This window comes from Caloramator sp. ALD01 (assembly GCF_000472625.1).
Classification (GTDB): Bacteria; Bacillota; Clostridia; order Clostridiales; family Caloramatoraceae; genus Thermobrachium; species Thermobrachium proteoclasticum.
In genome coordinates this window covers 1-14663 of record NZ_AXAA01000017.1, presented here as the reverse complement: position 1 = coordinate 14663, position 14663 = coordinate 1, and the positions used below count along the sequence as shown (strand labels likewise).

General features: G+C 31.6%; 14 protein-coding genes. 11 read left to right on the top strand and 3 right to left on the bottom strand.

The window, feature by feature from the left end:
- Positions 1–3 precede the first annotated feature (3 nt).
- On the top strand, positions 4–939 hold the full coding sequence (locus tag A3M9_RS0108110; protein ID WP_027308783.1) for a hypothetical protein: 936 nt from the start codon (positions 4–6) through the stop codon (positions 937–939).
- 10 nt (positions 940–949) lie between these two features.
- Complete coding sequence (galE, locus tag A3M9_RS0108105; protein ID WP_027308782.1) at positions 950–1942, top strand: UDP-glucose 4-epimerase GalE; 993 nt, start codon at positions 950–952, stop codon at positions 1940–1942.
- Between the two features lie 10 nt (positions 1943–1952).
- On the opposite strand, the gene A3M9_RS0108100 is transcribed toward galE, so the two are convergent.
- Complete coding sequence (locus tag A3M9_RS0108100) at positions 1953–2216, bottom strand: hypothetical protein (RefSeq protein ID WP_027308781.1); 264 nt, start codon at positions 2214–2216, stop codon at positions 1953–1955.
- Between the two features lie 100 nt (positions 2217–2316).
- On the opposite strand from A3M9_RS0108100, the gene A3M9_RS14220 reads away from it, so the two are divergent.
- Positions 2317–3429 (top strand): hypothetical protein, encoded by a 1113-nt coding sequence (locus tag A3M9_RS14220; protein WP_027308780.1) that lies wholly within the window; start codon positions 2317–2319, stop codon positions 3427–3429.
- A gap of 94 nt (positions 3430–3523) precedes the next feature.
- On the opposite strand, the gene A3M9_RS0108090 is transcribed toward A3M9_RS14220, so the two are convergent.
- On the bottom strand, positions 3524–4810 hold the full coding sequence (locus A3M9_RS0108090) for an SLC13 family permease (protein ID WP_027308779.1): 1287 nt from the start codon (positions 4808–4810) through the stop codon (positions 3524–3526).
- 244 nt (positions 4811–5054) lie between these two features.
- Between A3M9_RS0108090 and A3M9_RS13495 the strand changes: the two genes are divergently transcribed.
- The 5 genes from A3M9_RS13495 to A3M9_RS0108065 all read left to right on the top strand — a co-directional run bounded on the left by A3M9_RS13495 (position 5055) and on the right by A3M9_RS0108065 (position 10720).
- The gene (locus A3M9_RS13495; protein ID WP_051350660.1) at positions 5055–5633 is read left to right on the top strand and encodes an HD domain-containing protein; all 579 of its coding nucleotides are present in this window, start codon (positions 5055–5057) and stop codon (positions 5631–5633) included.
- A 93-nt stretch (positions 5634–5726) separates the two neighbouring features.
- On the top strand, positions 5727–5924 hold the full coding sequence (locus A3M9_RS0108080; RefSeq protein ID WP_370882852.1) for a (2Fe-2S)-binding protein: 198 nt from the start codon (positions 5727–5729) through the stop codon (positions 5922–5924).
- Between the two features lies 1 nt (position 5925).
- On the top strand, positions 5926–6486 hold the full coding sequence (locus A3M9_RS0108075) for a glycerol-3-phosphate responsive antiterminator (protein ID WP_027308777.1): 561 nt from the start codon (positions 5926–5928) through the stop codon (positions 6484–6486).
- A 613-nt stretch (positions 6487–7099) separates the two neighbouring features.
- A complete protein-coding gene (gene tsaD / locus A3M9_RS0108070; RefSeq protein WP_027308776.1) occupies positions 7100–8122 on the top strand; it encodes a tRNA (adenosine(37)-N6)-threonylcarbamoyltransferase complex transferase subunit TsaD in 1023 nt (340 codons plus the stop codon).
- A gap of 357 nt (positions 8123–8479) precedes the next feature.
- Positions 8480–10720: an ATP-binding protein gene (locus A3M9_RS0108065; protein WP_027308775.1), complete on the top strand. Its 2241-nt coding sequence runs from the start codon at positions 8480–8482 to the stop codon at positions 10718–10720.
- Between the two features lie 5 nt (positions 10721–10725).
- On the opposite strand, the gene A3M9_RS0108060 is transcribed toward A3M9_RS0108065, so the two are convergent.
- A complete protein-coding gene (locus tag A3M9_RS0108060; RefSeq protein ID WP_027308774.1) occupies positions 10726–11370 on the bottom strand; it encodes a redox-sensing transcriptional repressor Rex in 645 nt (214 codons plus the stop codon).
- A 148-nt stretch (positions 11371–11518) separates the two neighbouring features.
- On the opposite strand from A3M9_RS0108060, the gene abc-f reads away from it, so the two are divergent.
- The 3 genes from abc-f to A3M9_RS13490 form a co-directional block, all read left to right on the top strand.
- Positions 11519–13435: a ribosomal protection-like ABC-F family protein gene (gene abc-f, locus A3M9_RS0108055; RefSeq protein WP_027308773.1), complete on the top strand. Its 1917-nt coding sequence runs from the start codon at positions 11519–11521 to the stop codon at positions 13433–13435.
- A 167-nt stretch (positions 13436–13602) separates the two neighbouring features.
- On the top strand, positions 13603–14382 hold the full coding sequence (locus tag A3M9_RS0108050) for a short-chain-enoyl-CoA hydratase (protein WP_027308772.1): 780 nt from the start codon (positions 13603–13605) through the stop codon (positions 14380–14382).
- 12 nt (positions 14383–14394) lie between these two features.
- Positions 14395–14663: acyl-CoA dehydrogenase family protein (locus A3M9_RS13490; RefSeq protein ID WP_035166177.1), on the top strand; the 269-nt coding region annotated here is incomplete at its 3' end.

Here is a 14663-nt window from a genome sequence, read left to right as displayed (position 1 = left end):
GCTATGAAGATACAAAATATAGTATATAAAGGGCTTGACGGGATAAGGTTAGAAAATGATTATATTAGTTTAGTACTTCTGCCTAAACTTGGTGCTAAAATTGCATCATTGATTTATAAACCACAAAACTTTGAAGTTTTAGCACAGCCAGCATTAAATAAATATACACTTGCAGAGTATGGCGATAGTTTCGAAAAGTATGATACTTCAGGAATTGATGAAATGTATCCTACAATAGATGAATGTATGTATCCCTATGAAGGTTATGATGAAAAAATGCCAGATCACGGAGAACTTTGGAGTATTCCTTGGAGGGTTGAAATTTTTGATGATGAAATTATTTGCAGGGTACAGGGAATAAGGTTTAAATATGAATTTGAAAGAAGAATTAAGCTTGATAAAAATATTATAAGGCTAAATTATAAAGTAAAGAACATAGGAAGTAGTCCATTATATGGGCTTTGGGCATTTCACGGACTTGTTGCTTGTGACGAGGAGAGTAGAATTTTAATAGATGAAGATAGTATAATGAATGTCCACAAAAGCAGTATTTATGGAGATGTGGGGAATATACATCTATTCCCTGAAACCCTTGACGTGAATGGAAAAAAAGTTAGGGTTGATAGAATTGGACCTAAAACCCTTGAAAAGACAGAAAAATTCTATGTGAATGGAGAGGTTAAGAAGGGGGAAGCGTCCTTAACTTTAAATAGAAATAGATTGCTGTATAAATTATTATTTCCAAAAGATAAAATACCATACCTTGGGGTTTGGATAAATGAAGGTGGATTTAAAGGAGAATACAATTGTGCACTTGAACCCTCAAATGCTTTTTATGACTCTGTTGAAATAGCAAAAAAGTATGGTAAAATAAAACCATTAGAGGTAGAAGAAGAACAGAATTGGTATATAGATATTGTTCTTGAAGAATTGCTTTAGGAGGGGTTTTATGAATATTTTAGTAACTGGGGGTGCGGGTTATATAGGCTCCCACACCGTGAAAATGCTAAATAAGATGGGTAAGAATGTCGTTGTATATGACAATTTAGTTAAAGGACATAAGGATGCTGTTAAGTGTCCAAACTTTGTTGAGGGTGACATTTTTGACAGCGAAAAGTTAGAATGGACGATAAAGAAATACAACATTGATTCAGTTGTTCATTTTGCAGCCTACAGCCTTGTTGGAGAATCGATGGAAAAACCTCAAATGTATTACTATAACAATGTACAAGGTACTTTAAATCTACTTGATGTTATGCTTAAAAACAATGTAAAAAAGCTTGTATTTTCATCAACAGCGGCAGTTTATGGAGAACCTGAAAGGGTTCCTATAACAGAGGATATATCTAAAAATCCAACAAACGTTTATGGAAGAACAAAGCTTATTATGGAAAATGCTATGGAGGACTATTCAAGATCCTATGGATTAAAGTATGTAGCACTAAGATATTTTAATGCCTGTGGTGCTGATGATGAGGGAGATATAGGAGAAGACCACAGCCCAGAAACACACTTAATTCCTCTTGTTCTCCAAACTTGTCTTGGAAAGAGGGAGAGTATAAAAATATTTGGAGATGACTATAACACAAAGGATGGAACTTGTATAAGGGATTATATACACGTTAATGATTTGGCAGAGGCTCATATTCTTGCGTTAGAAGCACTTTATGATGGAAAGAACTCAAACGTATATAACCTTGGAAATGGTAATGGATTTACAGTTAAGGAAATAATAGAGGCAGCAGAAGAGGTTACAGGAATAAATATAAAGAAGGAAATAGCACCAAGAAGAGCAGGAGACCCAGCAGTTTTAATTGCAAGTTCTGAAAAAATAAGACGTGAACTTAATTGGAATCCAAAATATACGGATATTAAAAGGATTATAGAAACAGCTTGGAGATGGCACAAAAATCATCCCAACGGATATGATGATAAAAAGTAGCTTATATAAGCTACTTTTTTCTTACCTTCACAATTATAAGTTGTATCCACATACCGATAGAAATTAAAAATAACATAATTGCATTAAGAATATAAGCTAAATCTCTAAAACCCTCTGTAGGCATTGTTTTGGCTTTAATTATTAGAAATACGCCAAAAACTACAATTAAAACTGAAAAGATAAAGGGTAACTTAATTGACTTAGAAATCTTCCAAAGTACAAAGGATGTTAGAGCCCCAATTAATATGCAGATTGGGAAAATTAAATATTGCATAAAATCCCTCCTTTTATTTATTATATCAAGAAAATTTGCAACATAAAACTGAAAAAGTATTAATATTTATTAAAATGAAATAATTTTTTAGGGGATAAAGATGAGGGTATTTAGATATAGAAAATTTAGATTCAGAATAAATAAAAAATATTCAATATTTGGTTTTATTTTTAAGCTATATCTTTTTATATTTATAATCTGTTTGATTCTATTTTTAATTGTATACATAAACTACAAACCAAAGCCATATAAGTCTACAAATATAGTAAAAATAAAAAGAAGTGAAGCATATAAACGTGGAATGGAAATGATAAATTTTGTATGGAAATACGATGCATCTAAAAATGGAGTTGTAGATAACAGTGAAATTACAATGCCACGACATCTAAGGGATGGAGAATTAACAAGCGGAATACCCTATTGCTGGGGAGGTTATATATCCCTTGATATAAGTAATCAACCACAAGTTAAAGATTTTAAAGATGCATTAAAGAAGGGTTTAATTGCAGGAAACATCAATACAAATGGCGGATATAAGCCGCTAACAGCAGGTCTTGACTGTTCTGGTTTTGTTGGAGCTGTCTATAAACTACCTATAAAGGTTTCTACACAAATGCTTGATGATTACTTTCATCCTATAAAGTTCGAAGAGTTAAAGCCTATGGATATAATTAATCACAAAAAATACCACGTTTTTATTTATCTTAAAGAGTCAGCAGATAAAAAGGGTATCATCGTTATGGAGGCAACAACAGGGAAATATGTTGCATTTGACAGGACAACTATAAATTACAGGAGTTATTCTGAAATAAAAAAGTATATAGAAGATGGAACCTACATACCAATGAGGTATAATAGGATTGTTGAAGATAAAGTTGAACTATTTAAGGACAAGTATGAATTTAACAATTTTGATTATTTAGCTACGAACATATCATTAGATGAAGACTATCAAGGATACATAGATTATGCAGGAGATGTTGACATATACTCTTTAAAATTAAATAAAGGAAACTACAATATAAGTTTTAAAAGTGATAAACCTATCTATGTTGAAGCATATAGTGGAGAAAATAATATAATATCTTTATATGTAGATAAAAATAATGAATGTAATTTTAGTGTTGAAGATGGTCAGGATGTTAAAATAAAGATATATTCAAAAAAGCTTGAGTTTAAGTTTAAATATGATTTTAGTATTAAAACTCAATAGAAATAAGATTTAAATAATTATTAAAAAAGGCTTATCAAAATGAATTAAGATAAAGATGCTCATTTTGATAAGCTTTTTTATTAGTCTAAAGGATTTATAATTTAATATAAATTCCTATTGTTGAAACTATGAGGGCTATTATTGTTGCAGGTATAGCAAGCATTAGCCACTTTTTCCATCCTACGTGAATCTTATTTTTTTCCAGTATGCTATAGGCCATTACGTTTGCAGATGCTCCTATTGGAGTCATATTTCCTCCAATATCAAGTCCTAATGTTAATGACCATACAAAATCATCTTTACATAAAGCTAAGTCGGGATTTTGATTTATTATGCTAAGTAGAATATAGGACATAGTTAGAGCCATAGGAACGTTATCAACAACAGCACTAATTATACCACATATCCAAATAAAAGATAATGAAAGAAGTATAGGGTTTCCATTTGATAGTTTTATTATCTTTTCTGCAATTACAGATATAACGCCTGTTTTTTCAAGTGAACCTATTATTATAAATAGTCCTATAAAAAATAGAAGTGTTTCACCATCTATTGAACGCAGTATATTGTCGGACTCATCCTTGAGCAATGAAAGACAAACCATTGCGGGTAGTAAAGTTGCAATAGATGCGTATATATGAAATCCAAACATCTCATTTAAAAGATGATGTGTTACAAGGAAAACTATTGCAAAAATAAAGGATAAACCACCTATCTTTACATACTTTAAATTTGATATTTTATTTTCCAAGATTAGTTGTTCTTTTTCTCCTTCGTTAAGCTTTTTAATTGACTTTAATTTATTAAAGTTAATTAAAAAGAAAAATAATGTTACTACAACTGTTGAAATGAAGGCAATAGGACCTGTATTTCTTACAAAATCAGAGAAGGTGTAGTTAAGTACACTTCCTATTATTACGTTTGGAGGGTCTCCAACTAAAGTACCACTTCCTCCAATGTTTGCAGTACATACCTCTGCAATAACAAGAGGAACAGGATTTATATCAAACATTTTACAAAGATTTATTGTTAATATTGTAAAAAAGATAAGAACTGTAATACTGTCCATAAAACCCGCAAGAAGTGCTGTTATTAATGGAAAAACAATATATATTTTCTTGATATCAAAATTAAGTTTTTCCATTATTTTGACAGCCATAAAATTAAAAAAGTTTGCCTCTTCTAGGACTTTTATAATAATAAACATTCCTAAAAGAAGACCTATTGTGTCCCAGCTAACAAAGGACATTGCATCATTTAGAGATAAAACACCCGATGCAATTATTATTAATGCACCAATTAGAGAAATTAAATATTTTGGAAGTTTTTCAAGCATCAAGAGTATATAGGTTGCTGAAAAGGTTATCAGTGCAATTGTCATCAAATCCCCCCTCAAATGTATTACTAATTAAATTATACAAAAAATTAATAAAATTTGCACTAATTATGTTTAAAAAGATAGAAAAATATTCTGTTATGTCATAAAATTAACTTAAATTGTTTCTAATTGAGTTTGTAAGTAATATTTTCAGAAAAAGAAAGTTTTATTTTAGAAAATTATGGTATATAATAGTAAAAAAGATTTTTTAATAAATAAAGTTTTAAAAATCTATGGTGGTGGGTATATGAATAGTTTGGCACTAAAAATTGCTTGGGATGTACATAAAGAACAAAAAAGAAAAGGTTCTAATGCACCATATATAATTCATCCTGTAGAAGTTGCTGTTATAATTTTGGAAAATGGTGGGGATGATGATTTGGTTACAGCAGGTCTTCTACACGATACATTAGAGGATATTACATCTGGAAGAATGGAACTTTTAAAGCTTATAAAAACAAATTTTCCCAAGAGGGTTGTTGATATAGTTTTATCTGTAACAGAACAGGAAAAATTATTGGTTAATAGAAGCTTAACAAGAAGTGAAAAGATAAATACCTGGAAAAAAAGAAAACAAGAAGCCATAGATAAATTAAAAAATGCATCGATAGATGTAAAGATTGTATCCTGTGCAGATAAGTTAAGCAATATAAGAAGTATGGTTGAGGACTATAACACTATGAGAGATAAATTATGGGTAATGTTTAATGCAGGGTATGACGAACAGAAGTGGTACTATTTTGAGCTATTAGATGTATTTTTGGATTTAAAAGCATACCCAATGTATAAGGAACTACAGGAAAAAATTAATTATATATTTAAGTGATTTCTAAAAACTATCCACAAACTTATTAACATATGTGGATAAAATTAACATTACAGGAGGATAATTGTGAACGATAACTTAAATAATTCAATTATGGATAGGCTAACTAAGGTATGTATTTGCAAATCTATATCCAGGCAAAATATCAAAAAGGCAATTGAAAATGGAGCAAAGACAGTAGAGGATGTTAAAAGAGCTACTGGTGCAACAACTGGTTCCTGCAAAGGGAGAAGATGCTCACAAAAAATTCAAAAACTCATAGACGAATACTATAAAAATTTGGAGGATTAAAATGAGGCAAATAATAGAGTATCTTGAGGAAAATCCAATCATAGCCGCTGTAAAGGATAATGCTGACATTGAATATGTCATAAAAACAGATGTAAAGGTAATATTTATGTTATTTGGAAGTATATTAACTATACAGAATACAGTATCTTTGTTAAAGGAAAAAGGAAAAAAGGTTTATGTTCATATAGACCTTGTTGATGGTTTAGGTAGAGATGAAGAAGCAGTGAAATTTTTAAAGGGGGTAGGTGTTGATGGTATAATTACCACAAAGCCTACTTTAATAAAGTCAATAAAAAATGAGGATTTAGTAGCTATACAAAGATTATTTATGCTTGATTCCCGTTCTTTAGAGACAGGAATAAAAAGCATTGTTGAGGAGAGGCCGGATGCTGTTGAGATTATGCCAGGCCTTGCAAGTAAAGTTATTGGTATAATCCATAAAAAGATAAAGATACCTATTATTGTTGGTGGACTAATATGTGATAAAACAGATGTTATAAATGCACTTTCTAATGGAGCTATTGCAATTTCAACATCTAAAAAGGAACTTTGGAATGAGTAAAGGTGTCGTTTTCGACACCTCAGTCTGTTTAAAAAGTTATATATTGATTAGCCCCATGAAGGATTTCTTGGGCATCAGTTCATTTCGCTAAGCAATTCTAAGCTTTTCTTTGTTTGAAAAAGTCCTNCCCTCGCGATGCCATCGTCCTGATGGCCGCTCGGCTCGGCACGTCCTGTGCCGAATTACGGACTTTTTCAAAGTCGAAAANCTAAGAATTGCTAAAGCTCATGAAAGAGCCTATTGAAATCCTTTCATGGGGTTTTTTCATACTTTAGCTAACAAGTGGATTTGTTAAAAATGTGAGGTGTCGTTTTCGACACCTTTTTTATATAAAAAAAAGCCCGGGGGGGATCCCGGGAAATGGGTAAATGGGTTGGGGTTTGTTTGTTGCCGCATAATTATAATAACATAAAATATTAACTTTGTGTATTAAATTTTTGTAAAAAAATGATGTAAAATGTCGAACAAAATCAACTATTGTTTAATAGTATAGATTAGGGGTGAAACTGCAGTCCCTTTGGTTGGACGTATTTTATGTTTCTCACAAAATAAAGGTTGTATAAATAGCATTTTGGGGTATAATTAAAATGAAAATATATAAGGAGAGATACAGATGAAGGATTTGATTGTTATTGGAATAGAATCAAGCTGTGATGAAACATCTTGTGCTATTGTTAAAAATGGAAGAGAAGTTCTTTCTAATATAATATCTTCACAGATTGATATTCATAAAAAATTTGGAGGAGTTGTTCCTGAGGTTGCCTCAAGAAAGCACGTTGAAGTTATAAGTAATGTGGTAAAAGAGGCAATTGAGAAGGCAAATATATCCTTTGAAGATATAGATTTAATAGCTGCAACATATGGTCCTGGTCTTGTTGGTGCTCTTCTTGTAGGATTATCCTATGCCAAGGGATTAGCATTATCCTTAAATAAACCCTTTGTTGGAGTAAATCACATAGAGGGCCATATAGCAGCAAATTACATAGCACACAAGGAATTAGAGCCACCCTACCTATGCCTTATAGTTTCAGGTGGACATACACATCTTGTTCTTGTTAAGGACTATACTGAATTTGAAGTATTAGGAAGAACAAGGGATGATGCGGCTGGAGAGGCCTACGATAAGGTTGCAAGAGCATTAGGGCTTGGTTATCCAGGGGGACCTTTAATTGATGCCTTAGCAAAAGAGGGAGATGAATATGCAGTAGATTTTCCAAAGGCATACCTTGAGGATGAAAGTTTTGATTTTTCTTTTAGTGGGCTCAAATCTGCAGTTTTAAACTACTTAAATAAAATGCAGATGACGGGAAAAGAAATTAAAAGGGAGGATGTTGCAGCAAGCTTTCAAAGAGCTGTTGTAGAGATATTGACTGAAAAGGCAATACTTGCAGCAAAAAAATATAAAATGAATACAATTTGTCTTGCAGGTGGTGTTGCAGCAAATTCTAAGTTAAGAGAGGCATTAGCAAAAGAATGTAAAAAAGAAGGAATTAATTTTTACTATCCACCAATTAGTTTATGTACAGATAATGCTGCAATGATAGCAAGTGCAGGGTATTTTAATTATAAGGCTGGACTTGTGTCGAATTTAGGGCTTAATGCATATCCTTCATTAAAAATAGGACAAAGATTGTAGAATTTGTGGATATTATGGATATGTTAACATATTATCTGTGGATAAAGTGGATAAATCTGCAAAAGCTTCACAAAATAACCCACAAAAGCTGTGGATAATATTGTGGACAATGTGGATATAACTTAATTTTTTGAAAAAAATAAAGATAATTAATTTTAGATTATCTTTATTTTTTATTGTATTATCGCAATTACATAAAAAGGAAATGAATAAGTAAAAGAAGAAATGAAGAGAAAATGATAGAAAAAAGTCAAAAAAGTACAAAAAAAGCTTTTATTTTAACAAAAAATGTTATATCATATAATTAGTCTTTTAGAAAAAATCTATAATTTTTGTGTTGAATTAGGGGGAAGTCGAATGGATTTTGATAAATACTTCCAAAGAGGTGTTAGGTATACCCTAATTAACACCGACGATGATTATGCTTACGATGTGATTGCAGAGTTCATATCTTGGGGAATTAGAAATAATAGAAAGTGTTATTATTTTGTCGATAGAGATGTTCTAACAAGCCTTGATTTTTATTTAAGACAGGCAAATATGGATATGATTGAACTTATTGCAAGTAATAAATTAATAGTTCAATCTTCTCAGCTTTTCTTTGCAAACAACAACATAAATTCAGCATATCAAAACATCAAGGATATGGCAAAGGATGCAGTTATGGATGGATATGACGGCATAGCGATAATTTCCGATAGAGAAGCCTTTTGTCATAGTGATTATGATGAGGAATTTTTATATAACTATGAAAAGGAATTAAACGATATATTTGAAAAATATCCAGTTTCAGCTATAAGCTGCTATAATATAGACAAATTTGGTGTTGATGCCCTTTTTGCAATAACACACTTAAATCCTAATTTTATATATAAGAACAATGATGAAGTATATGTTCATATAAATGATGAAGGCTTTTTTACAAAGGAAGAAACTTTAGGAATTGTACAGGAATTTTTAAAGAAGAGAGAAAAGGTAATAAGAGAAAATAAGGTATATAAATTTATAAGCAAATTATCTGGAGAATTGTCCTATAAAAAGGATGAAGGCGAGATACTTGAGACAGCATTAAGCATAATATGTAGCTCTATTTCAGCAAATAGAGGTTTTGTTGTACTATTTGAAAACAATGATTTGCCAAAGGATTTTAATTCTGACTATGTAATATCTTATAATATTACTGATGATATAGTAAATACATATAAACAGCATATTGAAGGTGGAACTTATAATCCAAAGGTAACTTTTTCAAAATTAAACTGTTTAGTATATCATACTAAAGATATATCAGGGCCAATAAAGGATGTTATGCAAAAGAACAATATATTGTCTTGTATAACAATTCCTATAAAGTTTGATGAAAATATACTAGGATGTATGTGGCTCTCAAGTCAAGACAAGTATTTCTCCTTTGAAGACAGCTCTGAGTTTTTATATATGGTATGTCAAACGATAGGTAAAATGCTTGTGGAATTTAGAAGATATAAAAAGATACAGGACAGTTTAATTCAATCAAGAAAGATGCAGGCATTAGGAGAGCTAACCGGTGGTATTGCCCACGAATTTAACAATATATTAACTCCAATATTAGGATATATACAAATTCTAAAAAATAACATAGACGACCCTATACTTAATAGATATATAGAACTCATTGAAGAAAGTGCAAAGGATGGGGCAAAAATAGTAAAGAGAATACAGGAATTTTCAAAGCCAAAACACAAGGAAAAGGAGCTTTGTGATATAAACAGGATTATTATTCAATCTGTTGAAATTACAAAACCAAAATGGACCTATGAATCCCAAATAAGCAAAAAGAGTATTGAGGTTAAATTAGATTTAAAGGCAAAGGGATTTGTTGAAGGCACAGCTACTGAGCTTAGAGAAGTATTTGTAAATATAATTTCTAACGCCATAGATGCTATGCCAAACGGTGGATTTTTGCATATAGAGTCCTTTAATAAGAAGGGAAATATAGTGGTAAAAATAAAGGACACTGGAGTTGGTATGACTGAGGAAGTTAAAGAGAAGATATTTGAGCCCTTCTTTACAACAAAAAATGAAAGAGGAAATGGACTTGGGCTTTCTATTGTTTACTCAATAATTAAGGAAATGAATGGACATATAGATGTATCAAGCCAAGTTAATGAAGGAACTGAGTTTGAGATTAAACTACCTGCAAAGGGTGCAGGATTAAGCAGAGAACATCTTAATGAAAGTTGTGAAGAAAAGCAAATTTATAAAATATTAGTTATAGATGATCAGGAGCCTGTTGCAGAGGCAGTATCAGAGATGCTAAAGAGTCTTGGACACGACTCGGTTTATGTAGTTGATGATGAGGAGGCCCTTAAACTAATAGAAAAATATGATTTTGATGCAGTAATGTGTGATCTTGCTATGCCAAATTGCACAGGTGCTGAGCTTTCAGAAAAAATAAAGAAGATGAAGGAGATACCAGTAGTTCTAATGACAGGATGGCTTGGTAATCTCAATGATTCCGATAAGAAATATATAGATGATATAATACAGAAGCCCTTTTCAATTGAAGAGCTTAAAGATACAATTCAAAGAATATGCAAAAATAAAGTGGGCAATTAGCCCACTTATTCTTTAAATAATTCAGATTCATTTAGTCTATAGCTCAATATCATTAAACTTTCGCTTAGATGTACATTTTCTACTATAACATCATCTGGTGCATTTAAATCCGTTGGAGCAAAGTTCCATATACCTTTTATTCCATTTTTAATCATTATGTCTGCAACCATTTGTGCGTGCTCCTTTGGAACACATATAATACCTATATCTATTGGATTTTCCTTAAGGTATGTATCTAAACAATCTACATCCTTAACTTCAATATCCCTGATTTTAATTCCAATAAGCTTTGGATTTTTATCAAAAATAGCCTGTAGATGGAATCCTAACCTTTCAAACTTTGCATAGTTTGCAACAGCTTGACCTATATTACCTGCACCAACAATTATTGTTTTATAATTCTTATCAAGTCCAAGTATTTTTCCTATTTGGTCATATAAATCCTTAACGTTGTAACCATATCCCTGTTGCCCAAAGTCACCAAAACAGTTTAAATCCTGTCTTATTTGAGAAGCTGTAAACCCAATTCTTTCTGAAAGCTCCTTTGAAGATATTCTATCTATATCTTTTCTTAAAAGTTCACCTAAATACCTATGATATTTTGGCAATCTTCTGATAACTGCCATCGAAATCTTAGTTTCCTTTGCCATAAAGCTTCACTTCCCATCCTTATAATTTTCCCCTATCATATATGTTATAATATGCAAGAATTAATGTCAATTACCTAAAAAGTATTGCTTTAAATATGGGTTAATATTAAAATTAATCTGTTAGGCTATTTTAAGTTGAGGTGAAAAAATGGCAATTCTTTATGTTAACAATATAAAAAAGTCCTATGGAGTAGATGTAGTTTTAGATGGTATAAACTTAATAATAAACGAAGGCGATAAAATCGGATTTGTTGGAAGAAATGGTGCAGGTAAAACTACTCTTTTTAAAATAATAACAGGCAGCATAAAGCAGGACGAGGGTGAAATAATTCTTCAAAAGGGAAAAACTCTTGGGTATCTTTCGCAAAACTTAGACATAGATGAAAATCTTACTGCCTTTGAAGAGGTTATGAAGGTATTTTCAGATATAAAAGAGATAGAAGAAAGAATGAGGCAGATTGAAGAGGAGCTTTCAGATCCAAATTCAGACCACGAAAGGCTTCTAAAGGAATATGGAAGGCTTCAGGTGGAATTTGAAAATAGAAATGGATATAGCTGTGAAAGCTATGCAAAGGGTGTACTTATTGGACTTGGACTTCTTGAGGAGGAAATAAGCAAAAAAATTTGCTATCTATCAGGAGGACAAAAAACAAGAGTAGCTCTTGCAAAATTACTTTTAAAGAGTCCGGATGTTCTTTTATTAGATGAACCAACCAACCATCTTGATTTAGGAGGAATAGCTTTCCTTGAAAATTTCCTTAAGGAGTATAGGGGAACAGTGCTTATTATTTCTCACGATAGATATTTCCTCGATGTAATAACTAATAAGACGGTTGAAGTTTTAAATGGTAAAGTAGAAGAATATGGAGGAAACTATTCTTATTTCATAAAGGAAAGAAAAAATAGAATAGAGCAGAGGGTAAAGGAATACGAATTAAAACAGAAGGAAATAAAAAGGCTTGAAGAGATGATAGAAAGGTTTAGGTCCTTTAATCGCGAAAAAAGCATAAAACAAGCAGAGAGTAAAGAGAAAATGTTGTTAAAATTGGAAGAAAATTTAGGAGATAGACCAATAACCTATGAAGAAAATGTAAGGATAAGTTTTGATACAAGAATAAAAAGTGGTAATGACGTTCTCCAGATTGAAGAACTGTCTAAATCCTATGGAGAGAAGGTTCTTTTTAATAATATTAATTTAATGATTAGAAAAGGTGAAAAGGTTGCACTTATAGGAGAAAATGGACGTGGAAAAAGCACACTTTTAAAAATAATAAAGGGCGAAGTTCAGCCTGATAGTGGATATATAAGGCTTGGTAGGAATGTAGAGATTGGATATTATGATCAAGAACAAAGGGACTTAAATCCCGAAAAAACAATATTAGATGAAGTTTGGGATGAGTTTCCACAAAAAACAGTCAGAGAAATAAGGAATGCACTTGCAGCCTTTTTATTTAAAGGAGACGATGTGTTTAAAAAGATAAAGGATTTATCAGGCGGTGAAAAGTGTAGGTTAAATCTACTTAAGCTTATGTTGAAGAAGGCCAATTTTCTACTTCTTGATGAGCCTACAAACCATTTAGATATATTAACAAGGGAGGAACTTGAGGATACCCTTTTAGAATATGACGGAACTATTTTTGTAATATCCCACGATAGATATTTCCTAAATAAAGTTGTGCAAAAGATATGCGAGCTTGAGGAGAACAGTATTGTTGAATATCTCGGAAACTACGATTACTATATGGCTAAAAAGAATGCAAAGGAAGATGAAATAGTAGTTAATGAAGAAGGAAAAACAAAAACCCAAATAGAGAAGGAAAAGAAAAAGTTAAAGCAGGAAAGGGATAAGATTAAAAATATAAAAAATGAAATTAAAAAAGTAGAGGCAGAAATAGAGAAAAAAGAAAAAAACATAGCTGAATTAGAAGAGGAACTTTGCAAAGAGGAAGTCTATACAAATCCTGATAGGACAAGAGATATAAATCAACAAATAATTAATTTAAAGGATGAATTAGAAAAGTGTTATGAAATATGGGAAGAGCTTTTAGCAAATATTGAAGAATAAAGAAAGCACCTAATTATGTGTAAATGGTAGCTTTAATTAGGAAGTTACACATAATTTAGGTGCTCTTTTATATTATAGTGAACTTAAAGTTGATAGAAAATTATGAAAATATTATAATAAATATGGGGAATATAAAAATGTTATTGATTTAACAATGGGGGGATAATATGGAGAACATATCTTTTGAAAAAAGGGACAATATTGCAGTTCTAAAGATTTCTCGTCCAAAATTCCTGAATGCATTAAATTCCAATACTCTACTTGAACTTGATAGTATTATTGAAGATGTAAAAAGGGATAAGGACATCTACGTTCTTGTTATAACAGGTGAAGGAAATAAGGCCTTTGTTGCAGGAGCTGACATAAAAGAGATGTCTAATATGTCTGTATTTGAGGCAAGGGAGTTTTCTATTTTAGGGAATAGTGTTTTTAGAAAAATTGAAAAATTAGAGATACCAACTATTGCGGCAGTCAATGGCTATGCATTAGGTGGTGGATGTGAATTGAGCCTATGCTGTGATATTAGAATTGCATCTGAAAATGCAAAATTTGGGCAACCAGAGGTTACTTTAGGAATAACTCCAGGTTTTGGAGGAACACAAAGGCTTGCAAGAATAATTGGAACATCAAGGGCAAAGGAACTTATATATACAGGCAGAATCATTGATGCTAAAGAGGCAGAAAAAATAGGATTGGTTAACAAGGTGGTGCCACAGGAAATTTTAATGGATGAGGTTATGGATTTGGCAAATTCAATCTCAAAGAATGCACCAGTGGCTGTAAGAATGTGTAAAGTTGCAATAAACAGAGGAATAGATGTTGATATTGAAACAGGTATTCAATATGAAGCAGAAATATTTTCCCACTGTTTTTCAACAGAGGACCAAAGGGATGCAATGGCAGCCTTTTTAGATAAAAGAAAAATAGACAAGTTTAAAAACAGATAGGGGGTAACAGGTATGGATTTTTCATTAACAAGAGAACAGCAGCTATCAAAACAAATGTTTGAAAAGTTTGTAGAAAATGAGGTAAGACCAATAGCAGCAGAGATTGATAAAACCGAGAGGTTTCCAATTGAAACAGTGAAGAAGATGGCAAAGCTTGGTATGATGGGAATTCCCTTTGAAAGGGAAGTTGGAGGTGCAGGAGGCGATTTTATAACCTACATAATGGCGGTGGAGGAGCTTGCAAAGGCTTGTGCCACAACATCGGTTATTCTATCTGCCCA

Coding starts and splice junctions, on each gene's coding strand:
- A3M9_RS0108110 (WP_027308783.1), top strand. CDS start 4: ATGAAGATACAAAATATAGTATATAAAGGGCTTGACGGGATAAGGTTA.
- galE (WP_027308782.1), top strand. CDS start 950: ATGAATATTTTAGTAACTGGGGGTGCGGGTTATATAGGCTCCCACACC.
- A3M9_RS0108100 (WP_027308781.1), bottom strand. CDS start 2,216: ATGCAATATTTAATTTTCCCAATCTGCATATTAATTGGGGCTCTAACA.
- A3M9_RS14220 (WP_027308780.1), top strand. CDS start 2,317: ATGAGGGTATTTAGATATAGAAAATTTAGATTCAGAATAAATAAAAAA.
- A3M9_RS0108090 (WP_027308779.1), bottom strand. CDS start 4,810: ATGACAATTGCACTGATAACCTTTTCAGCAACCTATATACTCTTGATG.
- A3M9_RS13495 (WP_051350660.1), top strand. CDS start 5,055: ATGAATAGTTTGGCACTAAAAATTGCTTGGGATGTACATAAAGAACAA.
- A3M9_RS0108080 (WP_370882852.1), top strand. CDS start 5,727: ATGGATAGGCTAACTAAGGTATGTATTTGCAAATCTATATCCAGGCAA.
- A3M9_RS0108075 (WP_027308777.1), top strand. CDS start 5,926: ATGAGGCAAATAATAGAGTATCTTGAGGAAAATCCAATCATAGCCGCT.
- tsaD (WP_027308776.1), top strand. CDS start 7,100: ATGAAGGATTTGATTGTTATTGGAATAGAATCAAGCTGTGATGAAACA.
- A3M9_RS0108065 (WP_027308775.1), top strand. CDS start 8,480: ATGGATTTTGATAAATACTTCCAAAGAGGTGTTAGGTATACCCTAATT.
- A3M9_RS0108060 (WP_027308774.1), bottom strand. CDS start 11,370: ATGGCAAAGGAAACTAAGATTTCGATGGCAGTTATCAGAAGATTGCCA.
- abc-f (WP_027308773.1), top strand. CDS start 11,519: ATGGCAATTCTTTATGTTAACAATATAAAAAAGTCCTATGGAGTAGAT.
- A3M9_RS0108050 (WP_027308772.1), top strand. CDS start 13,603: ATGGAGAACATATCTTTTGAAAAAAGGGACAATATTGCAGTTCTAAAG.